Origin of the sequence: Sphingomonas sp. RB1R13 (genome assembly GCF_036663775.1) — a bacterium.
In the GTDB taxonomy this organism is placed as follows: domain Bacteria; phylum Pseudomonadota; class Alphaproteobacteria; order Sphingomonadales; family Sphingomonadaceae; genus Sphingomicrobium.
In genome coordinates this window covers 655181-676536 of record NZ_JAXOJM010000002.1, presented here as the reverse complement: position 1 = coordinate 676536, position 21356 = coordinate 655181, and the positions used below count along the sequence as shown (strand labels likewise).

Below are 21356 nucleotides of genomic sequence, written 5' to 3'. Positions count from 1 at the left end.
GCCATGATGGACGAGCCGATCGGCGATCTTTCCTCCCGAATGCGGGACATCTTCCGGCTGGTGGTGGAGGCGTACATCGAACGCGGCACGCCGGTCGGATCCAAGATGATCGCCGCCACCGTCAGCCTGTCCTCCGCCTCGATCCGCGGCGTGATGCAGGAGCTGGAGGAGCGGGGGTTGCTGACCCATCCGCATACCTCCGCCGGCAGGATCCCGACCGAAAGCGGGTTGAGATTGTTCGTCGACGGGATCATGCAGACCAATGTCCCCGGGCCGAAAGAGCGGCTGGCGATCGAGGCGCAGATGCGCGACCGGCCGATCGAGCAGGCGCTGGATGCGGCAACGAGCATGTTGTCGGGATTGTCGGCGTGCGCTGGCGTCATTCTGGCGCCGAAGCGGGAGCAGCGGCTGCGGCAACTGTCGTTCGTCTCGCTCGATGCCCGGCGGGCGCTGGCGGTGCTGGTGGCGATGGACGGGAGTGTCGAGAACCGGGTGGTGCCGCTGGCCCCGGGGACGAGTGCGGCGCAGCTGACGGATGTCGCCAACTTCGTCTCGGCGCGGCTGAGCGGACTGACGCTGGGCGAGGCGGTCGAACGGATCCGGGCCGAGGTCGGGGAAGCGCGGCAGGCGATCGACGCCGCCGCCGCCGAGCTGGTCGCGTCGGGGCTGGCGGCGTGGTCGGTCGACCTTGACCAGCGCCCGCTGCTGATTGTCCGGGGGCAGGCGAATTTGATCGACGAGGCGGCGTCGGCCGATCTCGACCGGGTGCGGCGGATGCTCGAGGAGCTGGAGGACCGGCAGGAAATCGCCCGCGTCCTGGAGGAAGCCCGCGCCGCCGAGGGCTGCCGGATCTACATCGGATCGGAGCACCGGATGTTCGCATTGAGTGGTTCCTCAGTGATTGCCGCACCGTGGCGGGGGAGCGAAGGTCAGGTGGTGGGCGTTGTGGGTGTGATCGGCCCGACGCGGTTGAACTATGCCCGAGTGGTCCCCATGGTTGATTTCACGGCCCAGGCCCTAACCAGAATGATGGAACGATGACGCCAGAAAACGAGATTGAAGACACTGAATTTGCTGCCGAACATGAGGCGGACAGCCCCCACGGCGAGCGCATCGCCGAGCTGGAGCAGCAGTTGGACGAAGCCACTGCAGCGAAACTTTATGCCGCCGCCGAGGCGCAGAATGTGCGCCGCCGGCTGGAAGCGGAAAAAGTCCAGGCATCGGCCTATGCGGTCACCGGCTTTGCCCGCGACATGCTGGCGGTGAAGGATAACCTTGACCGTGCGCTGGCGGCGGTGACCGACGAACTGCGCGCCGACGCGACCGCAGCGAACTTCCTGGCCGGGATCGAGGCGACGGCGCGCGAGCTGGATTCGATCTTCGCGCGCAATGCGGTGACCAGGGTCGAGGCCAAGGGCCTGCCGATGGACCCCAACCGCCACCAGGCGATGATCGAAGTGCCGAGCGACGCCGAAGCGGGCACGATCGTCGAGGTGATGCAGCCGGGCTATATGCTCAAGGATCGACTTCTTCGTCCGGCGTTGGTGGCTGTGGCGAAGGCTCCGTAGTCGCCCCTGCGGGTGGTTGTGGCGAAGGCTCCGTAGTCGCCGCGTTTTCTGAAGGCTGATCCTCCGAAGTCGGCGCGTTCTCTGAAGGCCGATCCTCCGAAGTCGGCGCGTTTTTTGAAGGCTGATCCTCCGAAGTCGGCTCTGCGGGAGGCGGTGGCGAAGGCTCCGTAGTGTCGGTCAGGAGCAAGGGCTCGGACGTCGGTTCTTCCGCAGGAGGACCGTCGTCCGGGGCTGCTTCCTCCTCTTTCTCCTCGATATCGAAGAAATCACGCCGCCGCGCCTCGTCGTCGGCCATGCGACCGGCGACCTCTGCGGCATCTTCCGCTGCCCAGTCGGCGAGAACCGCCTCATAGTGCGTCATCTCGTCGGGGGTGAGGACACGATAATATTCCTCGTCGCCCCACTTGTCCTGCTGGAAGCCGGTGAAGCCGGGGGGCGGGGGGAAATTGGTGAAGCAGCCGTCGACATTGGTCCACACGCGGTCGCTGAGGTCGTCGTCATCGCTCTCGGCCAGCGCGAGGGCTTCCTCGCGGGCGTCGATCGAGCCGTCACGGATGCCCTTCATCAGCGCCAGCTGGTCGGCGAGGGAGGGATGACTGTCTCCGTCAGCGGCGGGTTTTGGACAGGCTGGACAGTGTGGCGCAGAATCGGCGTCGCCAGTTGGTGCCGGTGGCGAAGGCGGGGGCGCGAAGGCGATGGCGGCGGCGGCGACAACGTCCCCGCTGCCGACCGCGACGAGATATTCGTCCCATGCGGCGCGCGGGCCATAGGCGGCGGGCAGATCTGCGGCGGCGCGGTCGCAGCGCTTGTCGAGCCGGTGGAGGACCGCGATCGACAGCCGTGTGTCGAAGCGGTGGCGGGTGATGGTCACGCCGTCGGCGCGGGTCAGCGTGTCGGTCACCCCGTCGAGCGCGGCTTCGGCCAGCCGATCGGCCAGCACGTCGCGGGCGATCGCGGCGGCGGCGTCCCACCCGGCGGCGAACAGCCGGTCGCGATTACGCAGCGCATAGGCGCCGGCGCGGGCGAGCCCGGTCATCTCGCACGCCTCGCCGACCTTGCCGGTCTCGGCCAGCGTATCGAGGAACAGGCGGCGCGAGAATGGGCTCCAGCCATGATCCTGCGGGCGGTCGGGGCACAAAGCGGCAAGCTCGTCCATATGCCATTGGCGAAGTTCGTTGAGCGTCATGGGCAAAAGCTCACCAGGAGCAATCGGCGTGGCGGGCTCGACCGATACGCCGTCCGAACCGGAGGGGACAAGGGGATCGCGCCCCGACGGAGAGGGGCCGTACCCCGGTGCATGGTTGGTCATGGCGCGCGCGTAACCCATATGGTTCACTGTAGGATAGGTAAATATTTTGCGGGAGGAGCGCGCGGGGGTCTTTACGGGGCGCGCGGGTCGGCGCATCTTCCGCGCTCCACCGTCCAGGAGTCTGTTCATGCGCTCGGTAATTTTTAGTGCGGTTGCCCTCGCCCTGCTGTCGTCGACCCCCGCGATTGGCGCGCCGTGTCGCGAGAAGGGCAAGTTCGTGAAGTGCGTCACGGTGAAGAAGGTCGCGGTAAGGTGCCGGGCGAACGGCAAATTCGCCAAGTGCGGGACCAAGGGCGCCAAGCCGGCTTAATCGGGCACGCTGAAGTTCGTCACGAAGGAGGCGCGCTCACCGCAAGGGGGCGCGCTTTTTTCATGTGGGGTAAAGGAGGATGGGATGCCGAAGATGGTGCGCAAGAGCGACCTGCCAAGCAAGATTTGCGCGGCCTGCGGACTACCGTTCGCCTGGCGCAAGAAATGGGCGCGTGACTGGGACGCGGTGAAATTTTGTTCGGAGCGGTGCCGGGGGGAGAAGGGGAAGGGGTAGGGGGGGCCTCCTAAGGTGTGGCTGACGCGCGGGCGTCGGTGGACGAGCCCTTGAACGGCGCAACCTTGATCTCCCCCTCGCGCTTACGAGCCTGAACAATGTCGTAGCTGTTCTGCATCCGCATCAGCGTGTCCATCGAAACGCCGAACGCCTTTTCCACGCGCAGCGCCATCTCCGGCGACAGCTGCGACCGCTCGTTGAGCAGCGTCGACAGCGTCGCGCGGGTGACGCCCAGCACTTGCGCCGCCGCAGTCACCGACAGCCCAAGCGGCTCGATGATTTCCGACTTCACGAAACCGCCCGGATGCGCCGGGTTCTTCATGCGAATGCCTGCAATCGCACTCCCGATATTCTCACTCATGGGCCACCTCCTAGTGGTAATCCTCATAATCGAGGTCGATGATCTCAATCTCTTCGCGGTCGATCCGGAACGTCATTCGCCAATTCCTCGTCACGAACAGGCTCCACGTCCCTTTGCGCCCGCCGGTCAGAAGATGGGCCTTCCAGCTCGGCACGGTGCGCAATTCCTCTTCGCGCTCCATGTCTTGGAGGAACGAGACGATGCGCTGGACCTTGATGACCACGGCGGGCTGCAATCCACTAACATCGCCATCTTCGATGAAATTCCGCAAGCCTTTGTGGATCACGTTCCTGATCTTCATGGTTCGGCATAGCGAGCAGGGCGTTCGGTGTCAAGTTACGCTATACGAAAAATGATATAGGGGCGAGGGGAGTTGCCGGGCCGATTTCGTCGAATTGCCAACGGATGATGTGCGATATCCCGGGTCAGGCCAATGATGACGGGTTGTGCCGCGGTTCCCCACTACCGCCCACGCTCCCCCCTTGCTAAGCCGCGCTCATGCAACCCACCGCCGACCAGGAAATCGAAGTTCCGTTCGAGGCCGCGCTGTCCGAGCGCTATCTCGTTTATGCACTGTCGACGATCACGGCGCGGTCGCTGCCTGATGTGCGCGATGGGCTGAAGCCGGTTCACCGGCGGCTGTTGTGGGCGATGCGGTTGCTCAAGCTCGACCCGGCCAGCGCCTACAAGAAATGCGCGCGGGTGGTGGGCGATGTCATCGGCAAATATCATCCGCATGGCGACCAGTCGGTCTATGACGCGATGGTGCGGTTGGCGCAGTCGTTTTCGCTGCGCTATCCGCTGGTCGACGGGCAGGGCAATTTCGGCAACATCGACGGGGATAATGCCGCCGCCTATCGCTATACCGAAGCGCGGCTGACGGGGGTCGCGACGCTGCTGATGGCCGGGCTCGACGAGGGCACGGTCGACTTCAAGCCGACCTATAATGGCGAGGAAGAAGAGCCCGAGGTGATGCCCGGGCTGTTCCCCAATCTGCTCGCCAACGGATCGAGCGGGATTGCGGTGGGGATGGCGACGTCGATCCCGCCGCATAATGTCACCGAGCTGATCGAGGCGGCGGTGCATCTGATCGATAATCCGTTGGCCGAGGATCGGGCGCTGATGGACTTTGTCCATGGGCCCGATTTTCCGACCGGGGGGGTGCTGGTGGATGGGCCAGAGTCGATTGCGCTGGCGTACAAGACCGGGCGGGGGAGCTTTCGGCTGCGCGCGAAGATCGAGACGGTGCGCGAGAAGGGCGGGGGGTGGCATTTGCTGGTCCACGAGATCCCCTACGGGGTGCAGAAGGGCAAGCTGATCGAAGTGATCGCCGGGCTGATCGGCGACAAGAAACTGCCGATCTTGGCCGATGTGCGCGACGAGAGTGCCGAGACGCTGCGCGTGGTGCTGGAGCCGCGGTCGCGGACGGTGGACCCCGAGCTGCTGCTGGAAAGCCTGTACCGGATGAGCGAGCTGGAGGTGCGCTTCCCGCTCAACCTCAACGTGCTCGACAAGAACCGGACGCCGGGAGTGATGAGCCTGAAGCAGGCGCTGACCGCGTGGCTGGCGCACCAGATCGAGGTGCTGGTGCGGCGGGCGTCGGTGCGGATCGGGAAGATCGATGATCGGCTCGAGCTGCTCGAGGGGTTCCTGGTCGCGTTTTTGAACCTCGACCGGGTGATCGAGATCATTCGCACCGAGGACGAGCCCAAGCCGGTGATGATCGCCGAATTCGGGCTGACCGATCGGCAGGCCGAGGCGATCCTCGACATGCGGCTGCGGCGGCTCCGCAAGCTTGAGGAGATGGAGATCCGCAAGGAGCGCGACGGGCTGGTCAAGGAGCGCGAGGGGTTGGCGGGGCTGATCGAGAGCCCATTGAAGCAGCGCAACAAGCTCAAGCGCGACCTCAATCTGGTCAAGGACAAATGGGGCGATGCGCGGCGGACGGCGATCGAGGAGGTTGCGGTCGGCGGGGGCAAGATACTCGACTGGTCGGCGATGATCGAGAAGGAGCCGATCACGGTGATGCTGTCGCAGCGCGGCTGGGTGCGGGCGATGAAGGGGCATGTGGCGCTGGCGGAGGTCGCCGAGCTGAAATGGCGCGAGGGCGACGGGCCGGCTCACGCATTCCATGCGCAGACGACCGACAAGCTGCTGCTGCTAAGCGAGAATGGGCGAGCCTATACGCTGGGCGGGTACAAGCTGCCCGGCGGGCGCGGGTTCGGCGAGCCGGTGCGGCTGACAATCGACTTGCCCGCCGAGGTCGAGATTGCCGCGTTCATGGTGGCGAAGGTCGGCATGAAGCTGCTGGTCGCGTCGTCGGACGGGCGCGGGTTCGTGACGAGCGGCGAGGCGGTGATGGCCGAGACGCGCAAGGGCAAGCAGCTGGTGAACCTGCGTCCCGGGGCGAAGGTCGCGGTGCTGCGCGTGGTGCCCGAGGGCGCCGACGCGGTGGTCGTGGTGGGGGAAAATCGCAAGATGCTGCTGTTCCCGTTGGGCGAGCTGCCCGAGATGGGGCGCGGCGCCGGGGTGCAGCTGCAACGCTATCGCGATGGGGGCTTGAGCGATGTAATCGCGGTGCGGATGGCCGATGGGCTGAGCTGGCCGCAGGGTGGCGGCAGCGGGCGGATGCGGACCGAGAGCGACCTTTCGCCGTGGCGCGCGGTGAGGGGTGCCGGGGGGCGGATGGCGCCGATCGGGTTTCCAAGGTCGGGCAAGTTCGGGGGTTAGGACACGGGAACCGTAGCGCTGTTGCGGTGATCATTGATCAATCATGCATTTTTTCGCGGCGGGCGGGTTGCGCAATGCCCGCATGTGTTGGACGATCGCTGCAAGTACAGGGGTGCGGGGGTAGGCGTGAAACTAGTTCAGATGGCGGCCGCGATGATTTCGGCCATTGGCGGTGCAGCGGCAGCGGCGCCGACCGAGATTCGCACGGTCCCGATCCCGGCCTGGGTGCTCCCACCGCCCGCGACTGCGCCGGCCCCGGGCAAGGATGAGGCCGACGGACCGCTCCAGTTCCGCTTCCTTGACCAGCAGGTGCGGATCGGGCCGAACGGCGACGAACTGTACATGGCCTATCAGGTGAAGATCCAGAAGCCGGAGGGGCTGGGGGTCGGGAATGTCACGCTGAGCTGGGAAGCCGAATCGGGATCGGCGGTGGTTCACCGCGTGCGGATCTTGCGCGGCAGCCAGTCGATCGACGTGCTTGCCGTCAACCGGTTCAAGGTGATCCAGCGCGAGGCGGGGCTGGAGCAGTCGGTGCTCAACGGGCAACTGACCGCCAGCCTGCAGGTGCCGGGGCTCCAGGTCGGCGACGAGCTGGACGTCGCGGCCACGGTGTTCCAGTCCGAACCGGCCTTTGTCGGCCATTCGTCGGGGGTCGACCAGCTGCCCGTACTGGGCACGCCGGGGACGTTCCGGACGCGGCTGCTGTGGCCCGAGCAGCGGGCGATGGCGACGCAGTTGTCAAGCGACCTGCCCGCCGTGTCGTTGTTGTCGGCCAAGGGGGAGAAGGTCTTCACGATCGAAATGAGCAACCCGGCGGGCGCGGTGCCGACCGAGGGCGCCCCGGCGCGCTATAATGTTCGCCGCCTGGTCGAATATTCCGATTTTGGCAGCTGGTCCGAAGTGTCGCGGCTGTTTTCCAACGCGGTCGAGGCGGCGGTGCGGCTTGCCCCCGGGTCGCCGGTCAGGGCGGAGGCGGCGCGGATCATGGCGGCGGCCAGCACGCCGGCAGCGCGGTCCGAGCTTGCGCTGCGATCGGTCGAGGAGAATATCCGCTATGTCTATGTCGGGCTTGCCGGGGGAAATTACCGCCCGGCGACCGCCGACGAGAGCTGGGCCCGCAAGTTCGGCGACTGCAAAGGCAAGTCGGTGCTGCTGCTGGCGCTGCTGCGCGAAATGGGGATCCCGGCCGAGCTGGTGCTGGTCAACAGCAAGGGCGGGGACGAGATCGGGCAGCGGCTGCCAAGCCCGGCGCTGTTCGACCATGTGATTGTCCGCGCCACGGTCGACGGCAAGCCGGTGTGGCTCGATGGCACAAGGTCGGGCGATGTGCACCTCGGGCTGCTGCCCGCGCCGACCTATCGCTGGGTGCTGCCGGTTCGCGCGGCGGGGGCCGGGATCGAGCGATTGCCGAGCGTCATGCCGACGATCCCGCTGCTGATCGGGGTCGTGAATATCGATGCGACCGCCGGCTTCGACATCGAGGCGAAGGTGCGGATGGAAAACATCCTGCACGGCGATGAAGGCATGGCGGTGAAGTCGGCGATTGGCGCCATGTCGAAAACGGATGCCGATCGGGCGCTCAAAAGCTATTGGCGCAACGAGGCCAGCTGGGTCGAGCCGACGACCGTGGCTTGGCGGTACGACGAGTTGCGCGGGTCGACGGTGCTGACAATGACCGGGACGGGCAAGCCCGACTGGACCGGCAGCGCCAGTGACGGCCGCAGCCTGGCGATCGCCGGGGCGGGATTTTATCCCCCCGATCTGAGGCGACGGTCTGCCGACCAGGACCAGACGGCAACCTGGGCAACCGAATTTCCGCGCTTTCGCTGCTATGCGACGACCATCAAGCTGCCGCCTCGACGTGCCGGATGGCACTGGACCTATTCGTCCAAACCGGTCGCGACAACGCTTGGCGGCACCCAATATTGGCGACGCGCGCTACTGGCCAATGGAGTCATGCGGACCCTGATGAGCAGCCGCACGATGGGCCCCGAGATTTCCGCGGTCGAGGCCCGCCACACCAATGATGCGATCCCCGGCTTCGACAATGACGTGTCGACGGTGTTCGAGGCGAACGATCCGGGCAAGCCGGTACCGAATGGCGCGTCGGGGGTTCCGTTTGGCGACACGGTCGACTGGGTGGCGGATCCGGGCGCGTGCCTGCCCTATGGAGCGGAGTTGAAGTGAAGGCGCGAGCGAGAGGTGCAGTTCTTGCACTTCGTCATGCGTCCTTCGCACTTGCAGCATAGGCGGGGTTGAGCGAGAAGGATCATGCCTTTCGAGGCATCCTCTCCTGAACCTTTCAAAGGGGCCGTTCCAGACCGGAGCGGCCCTCTTTTTTTTGGGTATCATCGGGTCGGTGAATGTTTCCTGTTGCACTGCACCATAAGCAGGGCGACAATGGGTCATGCGCAGATTGCCACCCGTGGGATCGATCCAGGCATTTGTCTCCGTCGCGCGGCTGGGATCGCTCAAGGCCGCGGCGGACGCCTTGGCGCTGTCGTCACCGGCGCTGACCCGGCGAATCCAGGCGCTGGAACAGTTCGTCGGGCGGACGCTGCTCGAGCGGGCGCATAATGGCATCCAGCTCAATGAGGCGGGCAAGAGTTTCTTTACCGAGGTAGCGCCGCATATCGACGCGATGAGCCGCGCGGTCGAGCGGATCAGCGCGCCGGACAAGGGCATGCGATTGCGGATTGCGGTGCCGTCACTGTTCGCGGCGCAGCGGTTGCTGCCGGTGTTGCCGTCATTGCGCGCGCTCCATCCGACGCTGCAGATCGACATCGACACCGGGGCCAACCGGCTGGCACGTCTGGTCGAGGAGGATTTCGACGCAGTCATTGCCCTGACCGACCGCGTCGACGATCGTTACTATGCGCGGCTGCTTCAGCGCGGACGGGTGATGACGATCGGGGCGCGATCGCTGAAGGAAGGGCCCGACGCAATCCGCGAGCCGGGCGACCTCAAGCGATTTTCGGTGCTGCTCCACCGCGACATGCCGGCCAGCTTCGAGCATTGGCGGCAGCAGGTCGGGGTGCCCGACCTGGAACCGGCGGGAATCAGCCATTTCGATGCCGGCCAGCTGATCCTTGATGCGGCGGCCGAGGGACTTGGCGTGGCGTTCATGCTCGACAGCCACATGGCCCATTCGCATGACGACCGGCTGGTCCAGATGTTCGACCAGACGATCGAAAGCCCGTACAGCTATTGGTTCGTGTGCCCGCCCAGCGCGCTGGAGCGCAAGCCGGTGCGGGCGTTTCACGACTGGCTGATCAAGCAGTTCGCCGACACGGTCGAGCCGGTCGGCGGGCGGATCGAGGACAGGGCGAGCGCGGCGCAGGAGACCCCTCGCCGGGCCGTTGGCGTTTAGATTATGGCCGAAATCGCGGGGCCGTTTCGGGGAGGGTCGCGAGGACGGGGAGGACCGCCAGCGCGACGATTGCGATCATCGCGCCGGGGACGAGCGGCCAGCCGGTGCGGGCGATGAGTAGCTGGGCTAGCCATGGAGTGAGGCCGCCGAAGATGGCGGTGGCGGCAGTGGCGCCGAACGCGAGACCCGAGAGGCGGCCTTCGCCGGGGAATTGCTCGGCGGTGGCGACGGCGCCGACCGCGCTGACCCCGCCGGCTACTGCAGCGAGCGAGAGCGCGCCGAGCAGGGCGTGGGGCGCGGATCCGCTCGCCATCAAGGAGAAGAGGAGAAGCGGGAGCGCGGCGCTTAGCAGGGCGAGCGCGATCAGGATCGGCTTGCGGCCGAGGCGGTCGGACGCGAGGCCGACGAACGGGGTGACGGCGATGACCATGACGGCGGCGGCGGTCGACAGCCACAGGGCGGCCCCCTCGCCGAGCTTGCCGGCCGAGGTGAGGAAGGTCGGGACGTAGGTGATGCCGACATAGTAAGTGATCGAGCCTAGGGCGGAGATGGCGAAGCCGCGGGCGATCCCGGCACGGTGGTGGGTGAGGCTGTGGCGCAGGGGGTGGGCGGGGACGGTACCCTGGGCTTGCTGGCGGATGAAGTCGGGGCTTTCGTCGAGCGTGGCGCGGGCGACGAGGACCGCGGCGGCGAGGACGGCGCCGAACAGGAACGGGATGCGCCACGCCCCGGCGGCCAGCGTGGCTTCGCTGGTCAGGGCGATGGTCGCCGCCGAAAGCCCGACCGCGAGCAATCCGCCGACTTCGCTGGCGGCGGCGGCGAGGCTGGCGATGAGGCCGCGGCGGTGGGCCGGGGCGCCTTCGACGAGATAGGCGACGACTCCGGTATATTCGCCCCCGACCGAGAAGCCCATTACGCAGCGCAGGCCGAGGAGCAGGACCCCGGCGACCGGGCCGACGCTGGCGCGGGTGGGGAGGAGCGCGGTCAAGAGCATCGCGAGGCTCATCAGCGCCATCGAGCCGAGCATCATCCGGCGGCGGCCGTGGCGGTCGCCGATATGACCGAACAGGATCGCCCCGAATGGCCGCGCGAGATAGGCAATGGCGAACCCGCCAAGCGTGGTCAGCAGCGCCGCCTGGCCGTCACCGAAGAACAGCCGACTGAGGACGGTGGCGAAGTAGAGGTAGAGGGTGAAGTCATACCATTCGACGATCGTCGAGAAGGCCGCGATGACCATTGACGCGGTGCTGACGGTGCGGGTCGACGTGTCGCTCATCCGGCCATTTTCGCCGGACCGATGGCGAGGTCAATGGCCGGTAAGGTCAGGTTCGGGGTGGCGGGGTCGGCTCGAGGGCCGCGAGGCGGCGCGCAGTGACCAGGGTCTGGATGACGAACAGGCTCATCAACGCGATTCCGACCCCGCCGACGAGCAGGTCGAACCCGCTGACCGGACCGAACAGCCCGGGATGCTCGCCAAGCGCCATCATCGCGATGGTCATGGCGATGAGCGCGAAGCGAAGCTCGGTCGGGCCGGCGTTGAGGTAGGACAGCTTCAATTCGCCCAGCACCCGCGCCGCGAGATAGGCATGGATCGAGAGCAGGAGGTAGCCGCCGAGCGCAATCAGCGCGACGTCGAGGCGGACATAGGGGCTGAAGCCGATGCCGGCGAGGATCAGGAGGGTGGTCAGCCCGTCGCAGCTATGGTCGATGAAATAACCGAAGCGCGGGCGTTCGATCTTGCGGAAGCGGGCGAGGCTGCCGTCCATCGAATCGCCGAACCACTGGACGGCATAGCCGACGATGGCGAGCATCAGCCAGGCGGGGGAAAAGTTGCTCAATACATAGCCGAGAAAGGTAACGACCGCGCCGATCACGCCGAGCGTGGTGAGCTTGTCGGGGGTCACCCAGGCGGGCGCGTTGGCGCACAAATGGTTGAGCAGGCGACGTTCAGAGCGCGCGAGCAGATTGTGCTGGATGCGAGTGAGCGGTTCGCATTCGACGGGCTCAGGACGTTTAAGCATGAGGGCTTATGACGGTTTGATGACGAAGCAGCAAGGGGAACCGTCGTGATTCAAGAGCGAATTGTCGCGTCTGGGGCTCGCTTAAGTTGCTGCAAGTGCGGCATTGATCGGGCGGCGCAGGGCGAAGGTGAGGGCGGCGCCGACGAACGCGAAGCTGCCGTCGAGCAGCCAGAAGCGCGTCGCGTCCATCTGGTCGTAAAAGCTGCCGACCCAGCCCATCAGGACCGTGCCGACGAACAGCGAGGCGTAGACCGCGCTCATCAGGCTGGCCGAGTAGCGCGCGGGGGCGGCCCGGGCGACGAGCGACAGGGTGACGGGCCAGTAGTACATGAAGGCGAACCCCATTCCGAAGAAGCTCGCGAGCGGCCACAATACTGATGTCTTGCCGGCGGCGTCGGGCAGAAGTGTGCCGGTGACGATGAGCAAGGCCGACAGCGCGGTGAGAAGGAAGCCGAGGGCGAGCTTGGTGATCCCGTCGGGCTCGCGGCCGCGGCGCGCCTGCCACGCCCACAATGCGACGAGCGGGGGGACGATGATGATGCTGGCGAAGCTGTCGGCCGAGTTGAACCAGCTTGCCGGGACGGTGCCGAGGCTGGTTTGCAGGCTGACATGCTGGTCGATCCACAGGATGCCGATCCCGCCGATCATGGTGTAGGTGATCGCCGTCGGAATATTGAGCAGGATGATCAGCGCGGCGGCGAGGCTGCGGCGGCGCTCGGCGGGGGTCAGCGGTGCGGTGACGGCTCGCGCTGCGGGGCGGGCGAAGGAGGCGGGGAGCAGGCGCTGGCCGAACAGATAGACGGCGAGCGCGACGAGCATGAGGCCAGCGGCGAGGGTGAAGCCAGCGTGATAGCCGTGGAGTTCGGCGACGGCGCCCGTGGCGAGCGGGCCGGCGACCGCGCCGATGTTGATCGCGGTCGAGAAGATGGTGAAGCCGCGATCCCTGAGCGAGGTCGCGCTGGCGGGATAGAGGCTGCCGACCTGCGCCGCGAGATTGCCCTTGAGGCAGCCCGAGCCCAGGATGAGGAGCAACAACGCAAGCAGGAAGCTCTGATCGAAGGCCATGGCGAGGTGGCCGCCGGTCATCAGCAGCGCGCCGAGGCTGACGGTGTGGCGGGGGCCCAGCACGCGATCGGCGAGCCAGCCACCGCCCAGGGGGGTGAAATAGACGAGGCCGGCGTACCAGCCGTAGATCAGCGAGGCGAAGGCGACGTCGGACATCGGCCCGCGAAATTCGAACAAATGGCGCAGCGTGGCGAGCCCGACGACTTGTTCGACATGACCGGGAAGGAACAGCTGCTTGACCATGTAAAGGGTGAGCAACGCGGCCATGCCGTAATAGGAGAAACGCTCGGCAAGCTCGGTCGCGGCGAGGATAGCGATGCCGCGGGGATGGCGGGTGAGGCCGGGGGCTGACGGCGTGTCGGCTGGCTGATCGTCGGTCATGCAAAATCCCCCCGGAAAGCCGCGAGATTAGCCATTTCGTGGCCGCTGGGAAGGGTCCGTTTCGGAACCGGCACTGGCGCCCGGGGGTTTGTGGGGCCAAGGAGATCAGCATGACCAAGTGGAAACTGGCCGTCGGTGTGGCGGCAATCGCCCTTGCGAGCCTGGCGCCGGGCATGGCGATGGCGGGTCCTGGTGGCGGGCATGGCGGTGGCGGCGGTGACGAGAAGCATGGCGGCGGCGGTGGCGGCCCGGGTAATGGCGGCGGCGACCAGCAGCGTGGCGGTGGCGGCGGCGAGAAGCGCGGCGGCGGTGGTGGCGAGAAGCATGGCGGTGGCGGCGAGCGGATGGGTCGGCCCGACATGGGCTCGCCGCAGCAGGCCCGACGCCAGGAATTTCGCCAGGAGCGACGCCAGGAATATCGCCAGGCGCGGCGCCAAGAGTATCGTCAGGAGCAGCGCCAAGAGTATCGTCAGGAGCGACGCCAGGAATATCGCCCCGAGCATCAGCGCGGCGGAGAGCGATTTGCCCGTAACGAACAGCGGCGGGGCGTTGTGCGCGAGCATGGCCGGAGCATCGCCTATGCTGCGGCCGGAGCCGGCGCGGCTTATGCCGGGACCCGCTATGTCGAACATCGCAACGATCAGCGGGATCGCGGGCATATCAATGGTTGCCCGCCGGGGCTGGCGGCGAAGGACAATGGCTGCATGCCCCCGGGTCAGGTACGATCGGCATTGGGCTATGGCGCGCCGCTCCGGTCGCAATATGCCGACGCCTATTTGCCGGGCCAGTATCGCGCCTGGTACCCCGACAACGACCAATATTATTACCGCTATGGCGATGGCTATGCCTATCGCGTGGGGCGGTCGGACAATCTGGTCAGCGGGCTGTTTCCGCTTTCCGGCAATGGCTATTATGCTCCCGGCGAGCTGTATCCGGCGGCCTATGATATCTATAATATTCCCCAGCCTTATCAGGGATATTACCCCGATAACGGCGATTATGATTATCGCTATGGCGACGGCGCAATCTATCAGGTCAACCAGTCGAGCGGGCTCATCGAAAGCATCGTCGCGCTGCTGACGGGGGGCGGTTATGGCGGCGGGCTTGGCGGCGGGCTTGGCGGTCTGGGCGGCGGCTATGGCAGCGGGCTTGGCGCGCTCGGCATCGGGCAGGCGCTTCCGGCGGGATATGACGTGTACAACGTCCCTGACCCATACCGCGACCGATACAGCGACACGGCTGACGAGAATTACCGCTATGCCGATGGCAACATCTATCGGGTCGATCCCAAGACTCAGGTGATCCAGGCGATCATCTCGGCGCTTTCGTGATGAGAGCGTTTTTGCTGACTTCGGCGGCGATTGCCTTGGCGCTCGGCGGCTGCTCGAAGGGTGGCGAGGGCAATAAGGTCGCGGCCTCGGCCCAGCCCAAGGCGGCGGTCAAGGCGGCCGGCGGCGAAACCATTGCCAAGGGGCTTGGCGGCGACCAGCGCTTCGTCGCGGCGGTCAAGGCCGCGGGGATGGAGCCGGTGTTCGCCGGGCCCGGGCCCTATACCGTGCTGGTGCCGACCGACGCGGCGTTTGCCAAGCTGGCGCCGACGGTGCGCGATGCGCTGATGGCGCCGGGCGGCAAGGCCAAGCTGGTCAGGCTGATCTCGCACCATGTCGTACCCGGCACGATGCTGACGTCCGATATTGCCAAGGCGATCGATGCCCATGGCGGCAAGGCGGTGTTGGCGACGATGGCCGGCGGCACGCTGACCGCGACGCGAAGCGGGGCACAGATCGTACTGAGCGACGCCGGCGGGACGACCGCAGCGATCGTCGGGTCGGACGACAAAAGGTCGAACGGAGTGATCGATCACATCGACACGGTGCTGGTCCCGAAATGATAAATATTCGCTACCGCTTGGGACGGTGATGCCTCCGGGGCGTTGAAGGGAAAAATCCCGCTCCGGAAGGAATATTCATGGCCAAGCAGCCCAAGTCGATCGCATCGTCGAATACCGACGCCAACATGATCGCCAGCGAAGCGCCGGGTGCGCCCGCGACCGGCACCAAGCAGACCAGCGGGTCGGGCAAGGGCAAGCCGCAGAAGGCCATGCCCGGCGGGCGCAATCCGGGTGTGGGCGGGGAGACTCACCAGCGCGCGGGGCAGGGCACGACGCCGGGTTCGGGGCCGCTGACGACCAATCATGGCGTGGCGATCAGCGACAATCAGAACAGCCTCAAGGCAGGGCCGCGCGGGCCGGTGCTGCTCGAGGATTTCGTGCTGCGCGAGAAGATCTTCCACTTCGATCATGAGCGCATCCCCGAGCGGGTGGTCCATGCCCGCGGATCGGGCGCGCACGGCTTTTTCGAATGCACCCGCGCAGTGCCCGAACTCACGATGGCGGCGCCGTTCCAGCAGGTCGGCAAGCGCACGCCGCTGTTCGCACGCTTTTCGACCGTGGCCGGCGGCGCGGGATCGGTCGACACGCCGCGTGACGTGCGCGGATTCGCGGTCAAATTCTACACCGACGAGGGCAATTGGGACCTGGTCGGCAACAACATCCCGGTGTTCTTCATCCAGGACGCGATTAAATTTCCCGACCTCATCCATTCCGTGAAGATGGAGGCCGACCGCGGCTATCCCCAGGCCGCGTCAGCGCATGACACATTCTGGGACTTCATCGGCCTGATGCCCGAGGCGACCCACATGATCATGTGGGCGATGTCCGACCGGACCCTGCCGCGCAGCTTGCGGATGATGGAAGGGTTCGGGGTCCACACCTTCCAGCTGATCAACGCCAAGGGCGCGACGACGTTCGTGAAATTCCACTGGCGGCCGAAGCTGGGATTGCAGTCGACCTGCTGGGACGAGGCAGTCAAGATTGCCGGGGCGGACCCCGATTACCACCGCCGCGACCTGTATGAGGCGATCGATGCGGGGGATTATCCCGAGTGGGAATTGGGGCTTCAGATTTTCGACGAGAAATTCGCTGCGCGGCAGCCGTACGACGTGCTCGATTCGACCAAGCTGATCCCCGAGGAGGATGTGCCGCTGATCATCGTCGGGCGGATGGTGCTCGACCGCAATGTCGACAATTTCTTTGCCGAGACCGAGCAGGTCGCGTTCCTGCCGACCAATGTCGTCCCGGGGATTGATTTCACCAACGATCCGCTGCTCCAGGGGCGATTATTCTCGTACCTCGACACGCAGAAATCGCGGTTGGGGACGACCAATTTCCACCAGATCCCGATCAACGCCCCCAAATGTCCGTTCGCCAACATGCAGCGCGACGGGATGATGCAGACGATGGTCCCCAAGGGGCGGGCGAATTACGAGCCCAACAGCCTGGCCGATGGTGGCGAGGCGGGCGGCCCGCGCGAGACGGTGGCGGGGTTTGCGAGCATCAGCGTGACGGGTGACCGCAACGATGCGGGATCGAAGCTGCGGGTGCGGTCGGAGACGTTCAAGGATCACTTCAGCCAGGCGCGGCTGTTCTTCCGCAGCCAGGCCGAGATCGAGCAGGCGCACATGGCGTCGGCGCTGGTGTTCGAGCTGTCGAAGGTCGGGGTCCCGGCGATCCGCGAGCGGGTGATCGGCAATTTGCTCAACGTCGATGTCGGGTTGGCTACGCGGGTGGCCGAGGGGTTGGGGATGGCCTTGCCCCAGGCAAATCCGGCAGCAGCACCGACGATCGACATGAAGCCGTCGGACCGGCTGTCAATCGTCAAGGCGGGGCCACCGCCGATGACCGGACGCAAGGTCGCCATCCTGTTTGCCGACGGGTCGGACGGGGCGCAGGTCGAGAAATTGGCGAAGCAGGTCCGCAAGGCTGGCGGCAAGGCGTTCACCGTGGCGCCCAGGGTCGGCGGGGTGACGATGGCCGATGGCAGCATAATGACTGCTGACGGGCAGCTGGCGGGATCGCCGTCGGTATTGTTTGATGCGGTCGCGCTGGTCCTGTCGACGGAGGGTGCCGCCAAGCTGGCCAGGGACAGTGCGGCGGTTGGGTTCGTGATGGACGCGTATGCCCATGTGAAGACGATCGGCGCCGATGCGAATGCTCAAGTGCTGCTCGACAAGGCCGGGGTCGAGCCCGACGCGGGGGTGGTGTCGCTCAAGACGTTCGTCGACATTGCGCCTGCACGGCATTGGGAGCGAGAGCCCAAGGTGCGCGATCTTGCCTAAAAATCAGCAGTTTCGGGATAGAAGCGCAACGGACAATTAACCGGTCTGGGGTAAGCCCCGGGGCATGCAGGTGCCAGCCCCTCGCAATCCGGTTTTCGCCGGAGTGTCTGACGTGGACGCGTCGGAGGGGCTATATGCTACGCTCACCCCCGCCGACCGGGCGCTGCTCGACGCGCTGCCGATTGCCGCAGCGGTGGTCGGGCGGGGCGACGACGGGGCGATGCGGCTGATGGCGTGGAACCGGCGGCTGGAACAAGCGGTCCGATCCTCCAACGAAGATATGTTCGATCCAGCCGACATGGCGCTGTTTCACGAAGGACGGATTTCGGGGCTGCTCCGCGATTTCCTTGACGGTAATGCTACGGGCGTGGCGAGCGACGAACTTGAGTTTCGCGATGGCGACGGGGTCGGGGCGCGGCATTTCCGGATGAAGCTGGCGCCGCTGCCGAGCGCCGCGAACGGGAGCCCGCGCTGTCTCGTCAGCCTGGTCGACCGGACGGTCGAGGTGCGCGCCGAGCGATCGCTGCGCGCCGAAATGCTGCGCGACAGCCTGACCGGCCTGCCCAACCGGCTGGGCTTTACCGAGACGATCGAACAGGTCGGCAAGGCCGAGATTGCACCGCTGGTCGGGCCGATCGAGCATGCCGTGCTGGTGGTCGACCTGCTGCGCTTCAGCCGGATCAACGAGAGCATGGGGAGCCTGGCGGGGGACGAGCTGCTGATCACCTTCGCGCGGCGGTTAATGTCGACCTTGCGGTCGGGCGACGTGCTGGCGCGGACCGGGGGCAATGAATTTGGCGTGCTGGTCGGGATCCGGCGGGGGCGCGACGATGCGCTGGCGGCGGCCGAGCGGATCCAGCAAGTTTTGACCCAGCCGTTCAAGCTGTCAGAGCTTGAGATCAAGGTCGAATGCGCAATCGGTGCGGCGCTGATGCACGACGGCGACGATAGCGAGGAGCTGTTCCGCAACGCCCAGTTCGCGGTCAAGCAGGCCAAGCAGGTCGGGCGGCCGCAGATTTACGAACCAAGCGAGGCGAGCGCGGCGCGGCGGCGCTTTTCTATCGAGACCGAGCTTCGCCGCGCGCTCGATCGTGACGAGCTGACGCTGTCCTACCAGCCGCTGATCGACCTCAAGACCGGGCAGGTGTCAGGCTTCGAGGCACTGGCGCGCTGGACCCATGCCGACCGCGGGGAGATTTCGCCGAGCGAGTTCATCCCGGTGGCCGAGGAGAGCGGGCTGATCCTGTCGCTCGGACGCTGGGCGATGGACAAGGCGGCGCACACGCTAGCGAGCTGGGACAAGGACGCAGGGGAGCTGTTGCCGCTCCACGTCGGGGTCAATTTGTCGGCGATCCAGGTGGCGCGCGACGATATCGCCGAAATGGTGTCGAGCGCGCTGCGGTCGAGCGGGCTGACCGGACACCGGCTGACGCTGGAATTGACCGAAAGCTCGATCGTCCAGGATCCGGTGCGCGCAACGCGGGTGTTCGAAGCCTTGAAGTCGCTCGATGCGACGGTGGCGATGGATGATTTCGGGACGGGCTATTCAAGCCTCGCCTATCTCCAGCGGCTGCCGATCGACGTGCTCAAGATCGACCGCAGTTTCGTCACCGGAATGATGCGCGACCCCGACAGTGTGGCGATTGTCCGCGCGGTACTCAGCCTGGCCGAGGCGCTGGGTATGTCGACCACTGCCGAAGGGATCGAGACGGTCGAGCTGGCGACTACGCTGGCAGCGCTGGGCTGTGCCAATGGGCAGGGCTTCTATTATGCCAAGCCGCTCGAGGCGGGGGCGGCGTATCAATATTTGCAGACGCGGCGCGCGCGTACGGCTTCGCCGCTCAATTAAAGATCAAGAAAAATCGGGCCGGCGGGGTTGCAGCAGGGGTCCGCTCCGCCGGCCCGGTCATTCTACGGCATCAACACGCTGTCGATGACGTGGATGACTCCGTTCGACTGCATCACATTCGCGATGGTGATGCGGGCTTTTCCGCCCTTGGCGTCGATCACTTGGAAGCCCTTGCCGTGCTTCTTGAACATCAGCTTGCCGCCTTCGACCGTGGTCAGCGTGGCGGTGCCGTGATGGTGCGCGGCCATCGACGCGATCTGGCCGGCGGTGATCCGGCCCGACACGACGTGATAGGTCAGGATCTTGGTTAGCGTATCCTTGTTCTCGGGCTTGACCAGCGTCTCGACGGTGCCCGCAGGAAGCTTGGCGAAGGCGGCGTTGGTCGGCGCGAAGACCGTGAACGGACCCTTGCTATTGAGCGTGTCGACCAGACCGGCGGCCTTGACCGCGGCGACCAGGGTGGTGTGGTCCTTCGAGTTGATCGCGTTCTGGACGATGGTCTTGGTCGAATACATGGCGGCGCCGCCGACCATGGGGTTCTTGGCGGTGGCGGGAACGGCGACGAGGGCCAGAGTGGCGCTCAGCGCGAGAAGGGCGGTTTTCATCGGGGGTATCTCCTAATTCGGCTCCAAAGGGGGGAGCGGTCGGAGATACGGCGGGGGTAACAGGTCGGATGCAGGCGACGCGAGCCTGGCGGACTAGACCGAACTCAGCGCGCCGCTGGCGACGACCGGGCCGGTCGGCTTGCCCGTCGGCGAACCGCCCATCGGCTCGAACGAAATCGCAAGCATGGTGCCCGCAGGGATCGTCTTGAGCGTCTTGGCCTCGGCGACGACGGTGTTACCGACGACGTGGAACAGCCCGAGCGGGATCGGTGGCTGGCCGTCGTGGATCGCCCATAGCTGCGCACTGTGATTGGCCGGGATCGGCATTGGCCCGGGCATGCGGACGATCTTTTGCGCGGGGTCGTAATAGGCCGCGAGCGGGGCGGTCTTGCCGTCGGACAACGCCATCGCCGCGACCATCTGCACCTGGGGGGCGGCGATGATCGCCGGGGTGGTGGCGTCGGGGCGGATTAGCAGCACGCCAGTGAGCGAGGCGGCGAGCAGACTCGCAGCCATCGCCAGCGGGCGCCAGAAACCGGGGGTCGTTCGGGCCGGGTTCGACGGGCGGTCGAGATGCGCCTCGATTCGCGCCGCGACAGTGGCCGGAGGAACCCGCTCGGCGCTACCGGCGAACAGGGTCGCGAAATGGTCGCGCCACTGCTCGACCTCGCGGGCGAAGGCGGGTTCGGCAAGCTGGCGGCGAAGCGCGGCGGCGCGGTCGTCCCCCTCGAGCAGGCCCAGCGCGAGCTCGGCTGCGGCGACGTCGGGATCGGTTGGAACCGGATTGGACGGGTTAGGAGGAGGCATCGAGGCACTCCTTCAGTCGGATGAGGCCGCGGCGGACCCAGCTTTTCATCGTGCCGAGCGGGACCGCCTCGCGCTCGGCGAGTTCGGCATAGGTGAGACCGTCGAAGAAGGCGGTGCGGATCGCGGCACGCTGCTTGTCGTCGAGCGCGTCGAGGCACAAATGAAGCGCGCGAGCGCCCTCGTCCTGAGCGAGCAGGTCGAACGCGCTGGCGCGGTCGTCGGCAACATCAGGGGCTTCGTGAAGCGGAGTCGAGGGGGCGCGTGCCGAGGCGCGGCGCCAGTCGATCGCGCGATTGCGGGCGATCGTCGCAAGCCAGCTGATCGGCGAGGCACGCCCGGGCTCATAGGCCCCGGCCCGCTTCCAGATGGTGAGATAGACGTCGCTCAAAACTTCCTCCGCCGCTCCCCGATCGTTGCAGATACGAAGGACGACTCCAAAAAGCTTCGCCGAGGTCAGGTCATAGACGGTGCGGAACGCGCTGCGGTCCTCGCGCCCGGTGGCGACGAGCGCTTCGACCAGCCGCGCGCGGGCGGCAGGATCAGTCACGGAGCGGGAGATAGAAGCATCCA

20 protein-coding genes are annotated in these 21356 nt (G+C 66.2%); 11 read left to right on the top strand and 9 right to left on the bottom strand.

The window, feature by feature from the left end; genetic code table 11:
* Nucleotides 1–3: 3 nt before the first annotated feature.
* A complete protein-coding gene (hrcA, locus tag U1700_RS09490) occupies nucleotides 4–1041 on the top strand; it encodes a heat-inducible transcriptional repressor HrcA (RefSeq protein ID WP_332752216.1) in 1038 nt (345 codons plus the stop codon).
* A complete protein-coding gene (locus tag U1700_RS09485) occupies nucleotides 1038–1568 on the top strand; it encodes a nucleotide exchange factor GrpE (protein ID WP_332752214.1) in 531 nt (176 codons plus the stop codon). The genes hrcA and U1700_RS09485 overlap by 4 nt, the downstream gene beginning before the upstream one ends.
* Here the strand turns inward: U1700_RS09485 and U1700_RS09480 are convergent.
* Nucleotides 1516–2877 carry a hypothetical protein gene (locus U1700_RS09480; RefSeq protein ID WP_332752212.1) on the bottom strand — a complete coding sequence of 454 codons (1362 nt, stop codon included), beginning with the start codon at nucleotides 2875–2877 and terminating at the stop codon, nucleotides 1516–1518. The two genes, U1700_RS09485 and U1700_RS09480, sit on opposite strands and share 53 nt — an antisense overlap.
* Before the next feature lie 127 nt (nucleotides 2878–3004).
* Here U1700_RS09480 and U1700_RS09475 point away from each other — a divergent pair, with 127 nt between their 5' ends.
* Entirely contained in the window at nucleotides 3005–3187 is a 183-nt protein-coding gene (locus U1700_RS09475) for a hypothetical protein (RefSeq protein WP_332752210.1), read from the top strand.
* Nucleotides 3188–3271: 84 nt separating this feature from the next.
* A complete protein-coding gene (locus tag U1700_RS09470) occupies nucleotides 3272–3421 on the top strand; it encodes a DUF2256 domain-containing protein (protein ID WP_332752208.1) in 150 nt (49 codons plus the stop codon).
* 10 nt (nucleotides 3422–3431) lie between these two features.
* On the opposite strand, the gene U1700_RS09465 is transcribed toward U1700_RS09470, so the two are convergent.
* A complete protein-coding gene (locus U1700_RS09465; protein ID WP_332752207.1) occupies nucleotides 3432–3782 on the bottom strand; it encodes a HigA family addiction module antitoxin in 351 nt (116 codons plus the stop codon).
* Between the two features lie 10 nt (nucleotides 3783–3792).
* Entirely contained in the window at nucleotides 3793–4083 is a 291-nt protein-coding gene (locus tag U1700_RS09460) for a type II toxin-antitoxin system RelE/ParE family toxin (protein WP_332752205.1), read from the bottom strand.
* 197 nt (nucleotides 4084–4280) lie between these two features.
* Here U1700_RS09460 and parC point away from each other — a divergent pair, with 197 nt between their 5' ends.
* From parC to U1700_RS09445, 3 genes are all read left to right on the top strand, one after another.
* Complete coding sequence (parC, locus tag U1700_RS09455) at nucleotides 4281–6512, top strand: DNA topoisomerase IV subunit A (RefSeq protein ID WP_332752203.1); 2232 nt, start codon at nucleotides 4281–4283, stop codon at nucleotides 6510–6512.
* A 126-nt stretch (nucleotides 6513–6638) separates the two neighbouring features.
* Nucleotides 6639–8699, top strand: a complete 2061-nt coding sequence (locus U1700_RS09450) for a DUF3857 domain-containing transglutaminase family protein (RefSeq protein ID WP_332752202.1) — start codon at nucleotides 6639–6641, stop codon at nucleotides 8697–8699.
* Between the two features lie 220 nt (nucleotides 8700–8919).
* A complete protein-coding gene (locus tag U1700_RS09445) occupies nucleotides 8920–9882 on the top strand; it encodes a LysR substrate-binding domain-containing protein (RefSeq protein WP_332752201.1) in 963 nt (320 codons plus the stop codon).
* A 1-nt stretch (nucleotide 9883) separates the two neighbouring features.
* On the opposite strand, the gene U1700_RS09440 is transcribed toward U1700_RS09445, so the two are convergent.
* The 3 genes from U1700_RS09440 to U1700_RS09430 form a co-directional block, all read right to left on the bottom strand.
* Nucleotides 9884–11158 carry an MFS transporter gene (locus U1700_RS09440; RefSeq protein ID WP_332752200.1) on the bottom strand — a complete coding sequence of 425 codons (1275 nt, stop codon included), beginning with the start codon at nucleotides 11156–11158 and terminating at the stop codon, nucleotides 9884–9886.
* A gap of 46 nt (nucleotides 11159–11204) precedes the next feature.
* On the bottom strand, nucleotides 11205–11903 hold the full coding sequence (locus tag U1700_RS09435) for a CDP-alcohol phosphatidyltransferase family protein (RefSeq protein ID WP_332752199.1): 699 nt from the start codon (nucleotides 11901–11903) through the stop codon (nucleotides 11205–11207).
* A gap of 81 nt (nucleotides 11904–11984) precedes the next feature.
* Nucleotides 11985–13349, bottom strand: coding sequence for a peptide MFS transporter (locus U1700_RS09430; protein ID WP_332752197.1), 1365 nt, complete (start codon nucleotides 13347–13349; stop codon nucleotides 11985–11987).
* A 110-nt stretch (nucleotides 13350–13459) separates the two neighbouring features.
* On the opposite strand from U1700_RS09430, the gene U1700_RS09425 reads away from it, so the two are divergent.
* The 4 genes from U1700_RS09425 (at nucleotide 13460) to U1700_RS09410 (ending at nucleotide 19374) form a co-directional block, all read left to right on the top strand.
* Nucleotides 13460–14680 carry a hypothetical protein gene (locus tag U1700_RS09425; RefSeq protein ID WP_332752195.1) on the top strand — a complete coding sequence of 407 codons (1221 nt, stop codon included), beginning with the start codon at nucleotides 13460–13462 and terminating at the stop codon, nucleotides 14678–14680.
* A complete protein-coding gene (locus tag U1700_RS09420; protein WP_332752194.1) occupies nucleotides 14680–15240 on the top strand; it encodes a fasciclin domain-containing protein in 561 nt (186 codons plus the stop codon). Before U1700_RS09425 ends, U1700_RS09420 begins: the two co-directional genes overlap by 1 nt.
* Nucleotides 15241–15317: 77 nt before the next feature.
* A complete protein-coding gene (locus tag U1700_RS09415) occupies nucleotides 15318–17525 on the top strand; it encodes a catalase (RefSeq protein ID WP_443025918.1) in 2208 nt (735 codons plus the stop codon).
* 112 nt (nucleotides 17526–17637) lie between these two features.
* Entirely contained in the window at nucleotides 17638–19374 is a 1737-nt protein-coding gene (locus U1700_RS09410; protein WP_332752192.1) for a putative bifunctional diguanylate cyclase/phosphodiesterase, read from the top strand.
* Between the two features lie 62 nt (nucleotides 19375–19436).
* Here the strand turns inward: U1700_RS09410 and U1700_RS09405 are convergent, their stop codons facing one another.
* From U1700_RS09405 to U1700_RS09395, 3 genes are all read right to left on the bottom strand, one after another.
* Nucleotides 19437–19979 carry a fasciclin domain-containing protein gene (locus U1700_RS09405; protein ID WP_332752190.1) on the bottom strand — a complete coding sequence of 181 codons (543 nt, stop codon included), beginning with the start codon at nucleotides 19977–19979 and terminating at the stop codon, nucleotides 19437–19439.
* Between the two features lie 93 nt (nucleotides 19980–20072).
* Nucleotides 20073–20786, bottom strand: a complete 714-nt coding sequence (locus U1700_RS09400) for an anti-sigma factor (protein ID WP_332752188.1) — start codon at nucleotides 20784–20786, stop codon at nucleotides 20073–20075.
* On the bottom strand, nucleotides 20773–21333 hold the full coding sequence (locus tag U1700_RS09395; protein WP_332752187.1) for a sigma-70 family RNA polymerase sigma factor: 561 nt from the start codon (nucleotides 21331–21333) through the stop codon (nucleotides 20773–20775). Before U1700_RS09395 ends, U1700_RS09400 begins: the two co-directional genes overlap by 14 nt.
* Nucleotides 21334–21356: the final 23 nt, after the last annotated feature.

Excerpts from the sequence above, each read along its gene's own strand:
- hrcA (WP_332752216.1), top strand. The coding sequence starts at position 4 with ATGATGGACGAGCCGATCGGCGATCTTTCCTCCCGAATGCGGGACATC.
- U1700_RS09485 (WP_332752214.1), top strand. The coding sequence starts at position 1,038 with ATGACGCCAGAAAACGAGATTGAAGACACTGAATTTGCTGCCGAACAT.
- U1700_RS09480 (WP_332752212.1), bottom strand. The coding sequence starts at position 2,877 with ATGACCAACCATGCACCGGGGTACGGCCCCTCTCCGTCGGGGCGCGAT.
- U1700_RS09475 (WP_332752210.1), top strand. The coding sequence starts at position 3,005 with ATGCGCTCGGTAATTTTTAGTGCGGTTGCCCTCGCCCTGCTGTCGTCG.
- U1700_RS09470 (WP_332752208.1), top strand. The coding sequence starts at position 3,272 with ATGCCGAAGATGGTGCGCAAGAGCGACCTGCCAAGCAAGATTTGCGCG.
- U1700_RS09465 (WP_332752207.1), bottom strand. The coding sequence starts at position 3,782 with ATGAGTGAGAATATCGGGAGTGCGATTGCAGGCATTCGCATGAAGAAC.
- U1700_RS09460 (WP_332752205.1), bottom strand. The coding sequence starts at position 4,083 with ATGAAGATCAGGAACGTGATCCACAAAGGCTTGCGGAATTTCATCGAA.
- parC (WP_332752203.1), top strand. The coding sequence starts at position 4,281 with ATGCAACCCACCGCCGACCAGGAAATCGAAGTTCCGTTCGAGGCCGCG.
- U1700_RS09445 (WP_332752201.1), top strand. The coding sequence starts at position 8,920 with ATGCGCAGATTGCCACCCGTGGGATCGATCCAGGCATTTGTCTCCGTC.
- U1700_RS09440 (WP_332752200.1), bottom strand. The coding sequence starts at position 11,158 with ATGAGCGACACGTCGACCCGCACCGTCAGCACCGCGTCAATGGTCATC.
- U1700_RS09435 (WP_332752199.1), bottom strand. The coding sequence starts at position 11,903 with ATGCTTAAACGTCCTGAGCCCGTCGAATGCGAACCGCTCACTCGCATC.
- U1700_RS09430 (WP_332752197.1), bottom strand. The coding sequence starts at position 13,349 with ATGACCGACGATCAGCCAGCCGACACGCCGTCAGCCCCCGGCCTCACC.
- U1700_RS09425 (WP_332752195.1), top strand. The coding sequence starts at position 13,460 with ATGACCAAGTGGAAACTGGCCGTCGGTGTGGCGGCAATCGCCCTTGCG.
- U1700_RS09420 (WP_332752194.1), top strand. The coding sequence starts at position 14,680 with ATGAGAGCGTTTTTGCTGACTTCGGCGGCGATTGCCTTGGCGCTCGGC.
- U1700_RS09415 (WP_443025918.1), top strand. The coding sequence starts at position 15,318 with ATGGCCAAGCAGCCCAAGTCGATCGCATCGTCGAATACCGACGCCAAC.
- U1700_RS09405 (WP_332752190.1), bottom strand. The coding sequence starts at position 19,979 with ATGAAAACCGCCCTTCTCGCGCTGAGCGCCACTCTGGCCCTCGTCGCC.
- U1700_RS09400 (WP_332752188.1), bottom strand. The coding sequence starts at position 20,786 with ATGCCTCCTCCTAACCCGTCCAATCCGGTTCCAACCGATCCCGACGTC.